Source organism: Mycolicibacterium flavescens (genome assembly GCF_001722335.1).
GTDB lineage: Bacteria > Actinomycetota > Actinomycetes > Mycobacteriales > Mycobacteriaceae > Mycobacterium > Mycobacterium flavescens.
The window spans coordinates 206912-218784 of record NZ_MIHA01000003.1; the positions used below are offsets into that span (position 1 = coordinate 206912).

At 70.3% G+C, this 11873-nt stretch carries 7 protein-coding genes; 5 read left to right on the forward strand and 2 right to left on the reverse strand.

Annotation, left to right across the window (positions count from 1 at the left end; translation table 11 throughout):
* Positions 1 to 61: 61 nt before the first annotated feature.
* On the reverse strand, positions 62 to 949 hold the full coding sequence (locus tag BHQ18_RS05475) for an IniB N-terminal domain-containing protein (RefSeq protein ID WP_069412558.1): 888 nt from the start codon (positions 947 to 949) through the stop codon (positions 62 to 64).
* A gap of 242 nt (positions 950 to 1191) precedes the next feature.
* On the reverse strand, positions 1192 to 1692 hold the full coding sequence (locus BHQ18_RS05480) for an Rv0340 family IniB-related protein (RefSeq protein ID WP_069412559.1): 501 nt from the start codon (positions 1690 to 1692) through the stop codon (positions 1192 to 1194).
* Between the two features lie 245 nt (positions 1693 to 1937).
* Between BHQ18_RS05480 and BHQ18_RS05485 the strand changes: the two genes are divergently transcribed.
* From BHQ18_RS05485 to BHQ18_RS05505, 5 genes are all read left to right on the forward strand, one after another.
* Positions 1938 to 3728 carry an Hsp70 family protein gene (locus BHQ18_RS05485; RefSeq protein ID WP_069412718.1) on the forward strand — a complete coding sequence of 597 codons (1791 nt, stop codon included), beginning with the start codon at positions 1938 to 1940 and terminating at the stop codon, positions 3726 to 3728.
* Between the two features lie 3 nt (positions 3729 to 3731).
* Complete coding sequence (iniR, locus tag BHQ18_RS05490) at positions 3732 to 6233, forward strand: isoniazid response ATPase/transcriptional regulator IniR (RefSeq protein ID WP_069412560.1); 2502 nt, start codon at positions 3732 to 3734, stop codon at positions 6231 to 6233.
* 202 nt (positions 6234 to 6435) lie between these two features.
* Positions 6436 to 9525, forward strand: coding sequence for a 4Fe-4S dicluster domain-containing protein (locus BHQ18_RS05495; protein WP_069412561.1), 3090 nt, complete (start codon positions 6436 to 6438; stop codon positions 9523 to 9525).
* On the forward strand, positions 9522 to 10523 hold the full coding sequence (locus BHQ18_RS05500; protein WP_069412562.1) for a nucleoside hydrolase: 1002 nt from the start codon (positions 9522 to 9524) through the stop codon (positions 10521 to 10523). The genes BHQ18_RS05495 and BHQ18_RS05500 overlap by 4 nt, the downstream gene beginning before the upstream one ends.
* A gap of 47 nt (positions 10524 to 10570) precedes the next feature.
* Positions 10571 to 11851 carry a pyridoxal phosphate-dependent aminotransferase gene (locus BHQ18_RS05505; RefSeq protein ID WP_069412563.1) on the forward strand — a complete coding sequence of 427 codons (1281 nt, stop codon included), beginning with the start codon at positions 10571 to 10573 and terminating at the stop codon, positions 11849 to 11851.
* Positions 11852 to 11873: the final 22 nt, after the last annotated feature.

Genomic DNA, 11873 nt, shown 5'->3' on the forward strand with positions numbered 1-11873 from the left:
TAGACGTGCCGACTGGCGGGGACCGAGTGTTCGGTCCCCGCCAGCCGCGGTGTCAGGCAGATCAGAAGATGTCGACGCCGGCCTGGTTGACCGTGGTGTCGTTGTCGTTGACCTGCGTCACGACGTCGTTGTCCTCGACGGCGACGTCGTCGTCGCTGGCGTCGACGATGCCGCCGTCGTTGATGACGATCCCGCCGCCGGAACCACCGGCGCCGCCGATCGCGTCGCCACCGTCGTTGCCGATGCCGATCAGGCCGCCGCCACCGTCACCGCCGACCGCGCCGCCGCCGCTGCCGCCGCTCATGTCGACGTCGTTGATCACGGGCGCCTCGTTGTCCTGAACAATGTCGCCGCCGGCCTGCTGGGTGTCGTTGTCGACGTCGTTGGCGTCGCCGATGATCACCGGCGAGCCGTCGTCGGTGTCGATGTCGCCGGTCACGTTGCCGTCGTTGTCGTCGCCGACCACGTTGCCGTCGCCCTCGACGTTGGTGGTGTCGATGTCGTCGGCGGTTCCGGTGTTGACCACGCCACCGTCGGTCGCGGTGTTCGAGGTCTTGTTGCCGAACGTGATGTCACCGAAGTCCAGGCTGACGTTGCCGACGCCCTGCTGCTGGTCCTGGCCCGCGTGGTTGACGGTGTTGGTCTCCGGGCTCAGCAGCCGCGTGTCGTTGTTGGACAGCATGTCGTTGTTGGACAGCGCCTCGGTCTGACGCTGCGGCGTGAACGCGATGCCGTGGGTCTGGGCCACGGCCTGCTGCAGCCCGACGACGGGGTTGCCGCCGCCGTGCAGGACCGCGGCGGGCGCCACGGTGGCGGCCACGGCCTGGACCTGGGCGGCCGACACGCTGCCGAAGCCGGCCTGGTGCAGTTCGCGGTCGGGGTCGGTGACGAAGGCCGCAGCGGCGACCGGGTCGCGGAACAGGTTCAGAAACCAGTCGATGAGGTTCATGTCGGGGTCCTTTCGATTCGGTTCGGGGTTCTTGTCACCGGGCCTCCGGCGATCTGAACACCACGTTATGGATCGCGCGCCCCCGCAGAAACGGGGTCACAACCCCTGCCTGCGCACCACCGCCCCGGGATCACCGTGGGGGCCGCATTAGGGGATTAGGGGATCGGCATGGGGGTCGGTGGGCGCACAAAAAAATGCGCGGCCCCCTGATCACAGGGGACCGCGCATCCGGTCGGACGGGCTCAGTCGAACAGGTCGAAACCGCCGGCGTCGACGTCGAGCTGCTGGATGTCGGCGACCGCCTCGCCGAGATCCGCCACCTCGGGCAGATCCGTCGGGGCGTCGTCGATCACGGATTCGACCGCCGGGTCGAGCAACAGCGGGCCGTCGTCGACGCTCGGCGTCTCGACACCCGGGTCGGTGATCGTCGGCACGTCGATCGCGAGGTCGTCAAGCCCCGTAACCGGCACCTGGTCGCCGAACGCGTCGAACGCGGCCGTCGCCGCGCCGCTGGTCCAGACGTTGGCCGCTTCGGCGACGCCGTCGAACCCGGCGGTCGGAACCGTCGTCGGCAGCGTCGACAGCGACTCGGACACCACGGGAATCAGGGCGTTGACATCGGCGGCGCTCACATCGGTCAGATTGGCGTCGAGAATGGCCTGCTCCGGATTCGCCGCGAACCGCGCGGCGGTGTCCGGGTCACGCACAACCGACATCACGAAGTCGAGCAACTCGTTGGCCATGAAACACCCTCCCTCCCTTTCGTAGATATATGTCCCAGAAGGATCAACAGGCCGCCCAAAGCGGCATGTCACGATGCTATCGACGGTCGCCGCCCCGGTGATCGGTGCGAAACCCACTCCTGCCGGCCCGCCGTTAGGGGACACACCATTAGGGGATCGCGGCGCACTAGGGGCAGCTCCCGTGGCGGCGGCCGCCGAGCCGCTATCGTGATGGGCGGCCGCACGCAGACCTCAGAAAGACGGTGATGAGCGACTCTCTCGGGTTGTCGATCGGGTCGACCAACTTGGTGGCGGCCCGGATCGGCCGACCGCCGGTCATGCGCCGGTCCATCCTCACCATTTTCGACGACCGACCGCCCGAGGTCGGCGTGCCGTCGGAGAACCCGAACCTGACCCGGCCCGGCACGGTGCTCAGCGGGTTCGTCGAGCGCGTCGGCGACCCGGTGCCGCTGGTGGCCGCCGACGGTTCCCCCCACCGCGGTGAGCGGGTCCTCGTCGAGGCGCTCGACGCGATGGCGCGCACGGTCGACGGCGGGTCGCCGATCGCCGTCGCGGTGCCCGCGCACTGGGGTCCGGCGACGGTCGGCGCGCTGCGCGGTGCCCTGCGCGCGGCGCCGGCGCTGTCTCCCGGCGGGGTGGCCCCGGTGCTGGTGCCCGACTCGGTCGCCGCGCTGTCCGCGCTGCAGGCCGCGCCTGGCCTGCCCGACAGCGGTGTCGTGGTGCTCTGCGACTTCGGCGGCAGCGGGACCAGCATCAGCCTGGCCGACGCGGGCGCGAACTTCGCGCCGATCGGTGAGACCGTCCGCTACGCCGACTTCTCCGGCGACCAGATCGACCAGTCGCTGCTCAACCACGTCGTCTCGGGTGTCGCGGCGGCCAACGACGCCGACCCGGCGGGCACCGCGGCGGTGGGGTCGCTGGCGCGGTTACGCAACGAGTCCCGGCTGGCCAAGGAGCGGTTGTCGGGCGAGACCGCCACCGTCGTGCACGTCGAACTGCCCGGCGTCGACACCGACGTGCGGGTGACACGCACCGAGCTCGAGCAGCTGATCTCCGAGCCGTTGACCGGTGTGCTGAACACAGTCGAAGAAACGTTGCAGCGCAACAACATTGCGCTGGCCAGCATTTCGGCGGTGGCGACCGTCGGCGGCGGGGCCAACATACCGTTGGTGACCCAGCAGCTGTCCACCCGGTTGCGGGCGCCGGTGATCACCACACCGCAGTCGCAGCTCAACGTGGCCGCGGGCGCTGCGCTGATCGCCGACACCGCCGCCGATGCCGACGCGCCCACCGGCATGGCGGCCGCAGCCGATGCGCCCACCGGCATGGCCGCCGCGGCGTGGGCCGCCGGCGCGGCCGGGGTGGCCGCGGCCGAGTCGGCATCCGACGGCGCCGCCTCGGCGACGTTCCGCGCGCTGGCGTGGTCCCAGGACGATTCCCCCGCAGGCGAACCCGTGCCCTACGCCGGCGAGGACTACACCTTCGAACCGGGCGTCACCGGCGCGCGGCCCGCGGTGGAGTTCGCGCACGAGGAAGAGCAGTACGAACCGGAACCGCCGCCGCTGCCGTGGTACCGCAGGCCGACCGTGCTGTTCGGGGCCGCGGCCGCCGCCGCGCTGCTGGCGATCGGCGGTCTGGCCGTCACGCTGACCGGGACCAGCGGCACCACCGGGCCGGTGACCGAGACGGCCACCACCTTCGAAACCGGTCCATCCCCCGATCAGCTGACTTCGGTTGCGCCGCAGACGATCACGGTCACCGGATCGGACGGGCAGCCGAGCACCACGGTGGTGCCCCCGCCACCGCCGCCGCCGTCATCGACGACGACCACGTCGCCGACCTCGTCGACCACCACCACGACCACCACGACGACGACAACCACGACGACGACAACCACGACCACGACGCGCACCACGACCACACCGCCGACCACCACACCGCCGCCGACGACCACCGCGCCGCCGACGACGACCGCGCCGCCGGTGACCACGACCGTGGAACCGCTGCCCGACATCCCGATTCCGGACGAGCCCTAGGCCATGGCCGCGTCGGACTCGCCGGCCGACCTTGCGCCGTCAGCGCGCGAACTGGTCGCCAGGCTGGGTGACGACCCGACAGCACCGGTCAAGGTCGTGGTCTCCGGCGGCATCGGCACCGGTAAGACCGCGGTGCTGACCGCGGTCCGCACCGCGCTGCGCTCGGCTGCCGTGCCGGCGCTGACCCGTCCCCCGCGCCCCGGCGAGGCCGACGGTGCAGTGGTCGTCGACGATGCGCATCTGCTCGACGACGCCGAACTCGACGCGCTCGCCGACCGGGTGGACGACCCAGCGGCCACCGTGGTCGTCGCCACCGAACCGGTGGTGCACCGGCCCGCGCTGCGCGCGTTGACACTGACGTTGCAGCGCGAGCACCCGGCCGTCGACCTGGGGCCGCTGGCGCCGGGCGACGTCGCCCGCCTGCTGTCCGATGCGGGCGGCACTCCGTCGACGGATCTGGTCCGGTCGCTGATGGTCGCCACCGCGGGGCTGCCGTTCCTGGTGCGACCGGCCATCACCGCGGTCACCGAACCCGATGGTTCGTCTGCCGGAATCCCGCAGGCCGCGCAGTTCGCGTTGATCGAGCGGCTCCGCCTCCTCGACGAGCAGCTTCTCGACACGCTGCTGGTGCTGTCGCTGAACCGGGGCCTGGGCGCCGACGACGTCGCGGCCGCCCTGCGGTTGCCACCCGATCGGGCCCGGGCGCTGGTCGACCGCTCGCACGCCACCGGACTGATCGAGCCGTCCCACAGCCGCGCCTTCCGTCGCACGCTGCACCGCAGCCTGGCCGAGATCCTGGGTGCCGCAAGACATCACGACACGGAGATCTCGCTCCTGCTGTCGCAGATCGAAATGTCGACGCTGTCACCGGATCTGGCGCTGCAGCTGGCCGAGCACGGGCTGCGCGACGATCGGCTGGCGGCCGCGCTCACCGAGCTGGCCTCCCGGAGTGGAGGTCAACCCGCAAGGGCGGCAAGGCTTTACCGCGCAGCCGTCGACGCGGGAGCGGCCGCACTGAGCCCGCAGCTGGCCGATGCGCTGGCGATGACCGGCGATTGCGTCACCGCGGGCCGGCTCGCCGACGAACTGCTCGGCTCGCCGGATCCGGCCGAGCGCGCGGCCGCGGTCCGCATCGCCGCCAGCATCGCCGCGCACGACGGTAGCGCGGCGCAGGCCGCCGACCTGTTCCGGTGGCTGGGCCCGCACCCGGACGCGTTCGTCGGCGCCGCGGGCACGGTGGCCTGCCTGGCCGCAGGTGATCTGGCCGCCGCCCGCGCATCGGTGAGCGCCGAGTCCGGCGGACCTCCGACGTCGACTGCGCGGGCCGCCCGCAGCCTCGCCGAGGGGCTGCTGATGTCACTGGACTCGCCGTACCCGGCGACGGTGGCCCGGCTGTCGCAGGCCGTCGCCACCGATGTGCCGGCGACCGCCGTCGCTCCTGACACCCCCGCGGCGCTGGTGACGTTGGCCGCGCTGCACGGCGGTGACCCGGTCCGGGCCCGAAGCGTGATCGGCCGCGTGGCGGGCGGCGGCAGTGACGGCCAGGCGTTGTTCGTGACCCGCAGGCACCGCCTGCTGCTGGGCTGGGTCCGCATGCAGGACGGTCAGCTCACGGCCGCAGGCACCGACGTCGCCGCCGCGGGCGCCGACTCCGAGACCAGCCCGCTGCATCGCCGTGACGCGCTGTGGGCGAGCGCCCTGCAGACCGCGATCGCGCGGCGCAGCGGGGACACCGGCGCGATGCAGAAGCACTGGTACGCGGCGATGGAGGTGCTGGCCGAGTACTCCGTCGACCTGTTCTCGCTGCTGCCGCTCGGCGAACTGTGGGTCGCCGCGGCGCGACTGCACCAGCTCGAGCGGCTGCAGCACACCATCGACGACGCGTTCGCGCTGCTCGCCTCGCTCGGCGACCCGGTGCTGTGGAGCGTGCCGCTGCACTGGTCGGGGGTGCACGCGGGGATCCTGGCCAACGCGCCGGACGCCGTCGCACCGCACGGCCAGGCGCTCACCGCCGCCGCACCGCACAGCGCGTTCGCGCGGGCGCTGGCCACCGCGGGCCGGACCTGGCTGCGGGTGCTGGCCAACTCCGTCGACGTCGACGAGGTCACCGCGGCCGCGCGGCTGCTCGCGCAGTTCGGTCTCACCTGGGACGCCACCCGGCTGGCCGGTCAGGCCGCGCTGCAGACGCCGGACGGCCGGGTGTCCGGCGCGATGCTGCAGTTGGCCCGCGACCTCAAGCAGACCGTCGCCGAGCAGGATGCCGCGCCGATCCCCCGGCCGGTCGACGACGACCCGAGCAGGCCGTCGTACATGCGGTTGTCGAAGAAGGAGATCGAAGTTGCCGAGCTTCTGATCCGCGGGATGCCGTACAAGCTGATCGGCGAGCAGCTGTCCATCTCGCCCAAGACCGTCGAACACCACGTCGCCCGGATCCGGCGCCGGCTGGGTGCCGAGTCGCGCACCGAGTTGCTGTCGATGCTGCGGGCCATGCTCACTCCGGCCTGATCGACCCCCTCCCGGCGCGCTCGGTGGCAGCCGTCCGGGTCCCCGCCGGCCGACCCCCGACCGGGCGACCGGAGCTAGTTAGGCAAGCCTTCGTGGCGGCGATTCCCGGTGGGATGCAACTATGAGCAGGCCCTGAAGGTAAGTTACCGACGGGTAACTACAGGTAAGTTACTCATGAGTAACTTAGATTGGGAGGCTCGCGGTGGATACGCAGATGCTGATCAGGCTCGTCGTCGGCCTCGGGTTGACCGCCCTGGTGCTGGTCTTCGCGGCCAAGCGCGTCCTGTGGCTGACCAGCCTGATCCGCTCCGGCGCCCCCACCAGCCCGGAGAACAACCGCAAGGACAACCTCCGCAAACGCATCACCACGCAGTTCGAGGAGGTGTTCGGGCAAACCCGGCTGCTGCGCTGGTCGATCCCCGGCATCGCGCACTTCTTCACGATGTGGGGCTTCTTCATCCTGGCGTCGGTCTACCTCGAGGCCTACGGCCTGATCTTCGACCACGACTTCCACATCCCGATCATCGGCCGCTGGGACGCGCTGGGCTTCCTGCAGGACTTCTTCGCCGTCGCGGTGCTGCTCGGCATCATCACGTTCGCGATCATCCGCGTGATGCAGGAACCCAAGCAGCACGGCCGCGACTCCCGCTTCTACGGATCGCACACCGGCGGCGCCTGGCTGATCCTGTTCATGATCTTCAACGTCATCTGGACCTACGCGCTGGTGCGCGGCGCCGCGGTCAACACCGACGCCCTGCCCTACGGCAACGGTGCGTTCTTCTCGCAGTTCATGGGCTGGGTGCTCAGCCCGCTGGGTTACACCGCCAACTCGTGGATCGAGACCATCGCGCTGCTGCTGCACATCGCGGTGATGCTGGTGTTCCTGCTGATCGTGCTGCACTCCAAGCACCTGCACATCGGGCTGGCGCCGATCAACGTCACGTTCAAGCGGCTACCCAACGGCCTGGGCCCGCTGCTGCCCGTCGAGTACGAGGGCAAGCAGATCGACTTCGAGGATCCGCCGGAGGACGCGGTGCTGGGCCGCGGCAAGATCGAGGACTTCACGTGGAAGGCCTACCTCGACATGACCACGTGCACCGAGTGCGGCCGGTGCCAGTCGCAGTGCCCGGCGTGGAACACCGGTAAGCCGCTGTCGCCCAAGCTCGTGATCATGAACCTGCGCGACCACCTGTTCGCGAAAGCGCCCTACATCCTCGGCGACAAGGAGTCGCCTCTGGAGAACACCCCCGAAGGTGGTCTCGGCGAGGAACTGCGCGGCGAGAAGGCCTCCGAGAAGCACGCGCACGAGCACGTGCCCGAGTCCGGATTCGAGCGGATCCTGGGTTCCGGTCCGGAGCAGGCCACCCGCCCGCTGGTCGGCACCGAGGAGCAGGGCGGCGTGATCGACCCCGACGTGCTGTGGTCGTGCACCACGTGCGGCGCCTGCGTCGAGCAGTGCCCGGTCGACATCGAGCACATCGACCACATCGTCGACATGCGTCGCTACCAGGTGATGATGGAGTCCGAGTTCCCCGGTGAACTCGGCGTGCTGTTCAAGAACCTGGAGACCAAGGGCAACCCGTGGGGCCAGAACGCCAAGGACCGCACGAACTGGATCGACGAGGTCGACTTCGACGTGCCGGTCTACGGCAAGGACGTCGAGAGCTTCGAGGGCTACGAGTACCTGTTCTGGGTCGGCTGCGCCGGCGCCTACGAGGACCGCGCCAAGAAGACCACCAAGGCGGTCGCCGAACTGCTGGCCGCCGCGGGCGTGAAGTACCTGGTGCTCGGCGAGGGCGAGACCTGCAACGGCGACTCGGCCCGCCGCTCGGGCAACGAGTTCCTGTTCCAGCAGCTGGCCGCGCAGAACGTCGAGACGCTCGACGGCCTGTTCGAGGGTGTCGAGCGGGTCGACCGCAAGGTCGTCGTCACCTGCCCGCACTGCTTCAACACGCTGGGTCGTGAATACCCGCAGGTCGGCGGCAACTACACGGTGCTGCACCACACGCAGCTGCTCAACCGGCTGGTGCGCGACAAGAAGCTGATCCCGGTCAAGCCCGCGGACGGCGGGATGGACATCACCTACCACGACCCGTGCTACCTGGGCCGGCACAACAAGGAGTACTCCGCGCCGCGTGAGCTGATCGGGGCGGCGGGCGCGAAGCTGACCGAGATGCCGCGCCACGCCGACCGTGGCCTGTGCTGCGGCGCCGGCGGTGCCCGGATGTGGATGGAAGAGCACATCGGCAAGCGCGTCAACACCGAGCGCACCGAGGAGGCCATGGACACGGCCAACACCATCGCCACCGGCTGCCCGTTCTGCCGCGTGATGATCACCGACGGCGTCGACGAGGTGTCCGCCGCGCGTGAGGTGGAGAAGGCCGAGGTGCTCGACGTGGCCCAGCTGCTGCTGGGCTCGCTGGACAAGAGCACGATCACGCTGCCGGAGAAGGGAACCGCGGCCAAGGAGGCCGAGGAGCGCGCCGCCAAGGCGGCTGCCGCGGCACCCGCGGTCGAGGAGACGCCCGTCGAGGCAGAGGAACCGGAAGCGCCTGCCGCAGAGGCGGCTCAGAGCGTTCAGACCACCGAGACCAAGCCGGTCAAGGGGCTCGGCATCGCGGGCGGCGCCAAGCGCCCCGGCGCGAAGAAGGCTCCGGGTGCGACGAAGGATACCGCCGACAAGGCCGACGAAAAGCCCGCTGCCGCAGCACCTCCCGCCAAGGGACTCGGCATCGCGGCAGGTGCGAAGCGCCCGGGCGCAAAGAAGGCGGCGCCGGCGGCGCAGTCCGCGCCCGCCGAAACGAAGCCGGCCGCGGAGGCCAAGCCGGAGCCGGAGGTCAAGGGCCTCGGCATCGCGGCGGGTGCGCGGCGGCCGGGCGCCAAGAAGGCACCGGCGAAGGCCGCCCCGAACGAGGGCGAGGCCACGGTCGTCCAGCCGCCGAACGTGGATCCGGACCAGGCGAAAGCGGGCACCGAGGCCGCGGACACCGCGGATTCCGACCGCGGCCTGGAGAGCAGGCCCGAGCCCGAGGTCAAGGGGTTGGGCATCGCCCCCGGCGCCCGTCGCCCCGGTGCCAAGAAGAAGGCACCGGCGCCGAAGCCGGCCGCGGCACCAGCCCCCGAGCCTGAGGCACCAGCCCCCGAGCCGGAAGCCGCTGCGGCCGAGCCGGAGCCGGCCCCCGAGCCCGCGCCGTCGTCGGGCAGCGACGGTGACGCCCGCATCGTCGGCGACGAACCTCCGGTGAAAGGCCTCGGCATCGCCAAGGGCGCCCGACGTCCCGGGAAGCGGTGACCCGGACCCCTGTCCTGGCCCTGGCCACGGCGGTCGTCCTGGGGTGGTCCTCGCTCGCGTTCGCGGCGAACGCCGACCCCGCGGACGCCTGCGTCGTCGTCGACACCGACATGGACATCGACGACCTGATGACCATCCCGATGGTCGTCGGGGCCCGGCATGTGGCGGCGATCGTGACGACCGAGGGCTACACGCTGCCGGCGCTCGGCGCCTCGGCGGTCAGCCGACTGGTGGCCGAACCCGGTCAACGCCGGATCCCGGTGATCGTGGGCGCCGCCGTCAACCGTCCGGAGGCCGACATCGCCGAGACGTTCGGCGATTACGTCCTGGTCTTCCGGAAACTGATGAACCGGCTGAACAACTTCCTGCCCGCGGAGCTGCCGCCGACACCGGCGTCCGACGACTTCGTCCGCCAGATCAGCGACGCCGCATCGCACTGTTCGCGGGTGGACATCCTGCTGATCGGCGGCTTCACCTCCTTCCGGCACTACGGTCCCGCGCTGCGCGCCAAGACCGGTCGCGTCGTCATCACCGGCCGCCCGGCCGAAGGCGATCCGGAGCTCGAGGCGGGCGAATCCTTCAACTGCGTCTACGACCGGCCGTCCTGCGAAACCGTGTTCGGTGAACAACTTCCGGGACTGGACCACACTTACGTCGACGTCCCACGCGGCGACTGCGATACGACGCCGAACCGGGCCGGTTGCGTGGGCACCGTGTACGGCCCGACGCTGGCGATGGTCCACCGGCTGGGTCCGGTGGGTCTGCCCAACACGCTGCGCCAGATCCTGCTGGGCGAGTCGGCGTCGTGGGCGGTCGACACCTGGGAACAGTCCGGTTACGGCGGGCGCACGATGTTCTGGGACCAGTCGACGGCGCTCGCCCTGCTCGAACCCGACCTCTTCCGGCCGGTGGGTGCGCACGTCGAGACGGTGTTGAGCCCCGCCGACTTCGCCGACAGGTGGGCCGCTCTGACCAACCTCTCCGCGACCTACGCCTGACCGCGGGTGCGCGCGAAATTTCTAAATGACTGGACGGCAATGCCACCATGGATGATGTGACCACGCCCCATACGCCCGCGACCTGGCACACCGGCGGCCATCAGCAGCGGCTCCGCACGTTCACGCAGTCGTCGAAACTGCAGGACGTGCTCTACGAGATCCGCGGCCCGGTGCACGAGCACGCGTCGCGGCTGGAGGCCGAGGGCCATCGCATCCTCAAGCTGAACATCGGCAATCCCGCGCCGTTCGGCTTCGAGGCCCCGGACGTGATCATGCGCGACATCATCGCGGCGCTGCCGTACGCGCAGGGCTATTCGGACTCCAAGGGCATCATGCCGGCGCGGCGTGCGGTGTTCACCCGCTACGAACTGGTCGAGGGCTTCCCCAAGTTCGACGTCGACGACGTCTATCTGGGCAACGGCGCCTCCGAACTCATCCAGATGGTGCTCCAAGCGCTGCTCGACAACGGCGACCAGGTGCTGATCCCGGCGCCGGACTATCCGCTGTGGACGGCGTGCACCTCGCTGGCCGGCGGCACCCCGGTGCACTACCTGTGCGACGAGACGCAGGGCTGGAACCCCGATGTCGCTGACCTGGAGTCCAAGATCACCGAGCGCACCAAGGCGATCGTGGTGATCAACCCGAACAACCCGACCGGCGCGGTGTACAGCCGCGAAACGCTCGAGCAGATCGCCGAACTGGCGCGCAAGCACGAGCTGTTGCTGCTCGCCGACGAGATCTACGACAAGATCCTCTACGACGACGCCGAGCACATCTCGATGGCCTCGGTGGCCCCCGATGTGCTGACCCTGACCTTCAACGGCCTGTCGAAGGCCTACCGGGTGGCGGGTTACCGGTCGGGCTGGCTGGTGATCACCGGCCCCAAGGAGCACGCGGCGAGTTTCATCGAGGGCATCAGCCTGCTGGCGAATATGCGGTTGTGCCCCAATGTTCCTGCCCAGCATGCGATTCAGGTCGCGCTCGGCGGCTACCAGAGCATCGATGACCTGGTGTTGCCGGGTGGCCGCCTGCTGGAGCAGCGCGACGTGGCCTGGCAGAAGCTCAACGAGATCCCCGGGGTGTCGTGCGTGAAACCCCAAGGCGCGCTGTACGCGTTCCCGCGGCTCGATCCCGAGGTGTACGACATCGTCGACGACGAACAACTCGTGCTCGACCTGCTTCTGCAGGAGAAGATCCTGGTGGTGCAGGGCACCGGTTTCAACTGGCCCACACCGGATCACCTGCGGATCGTGACGTTGCCGTGGGCGCGCGACCTGTCCGCCGCGATCGAGCGGCTCGGCAACTTCCTGGCCAGCTACCGCCAGTAGGGTGAGCGTTCGCGGCCTGCCT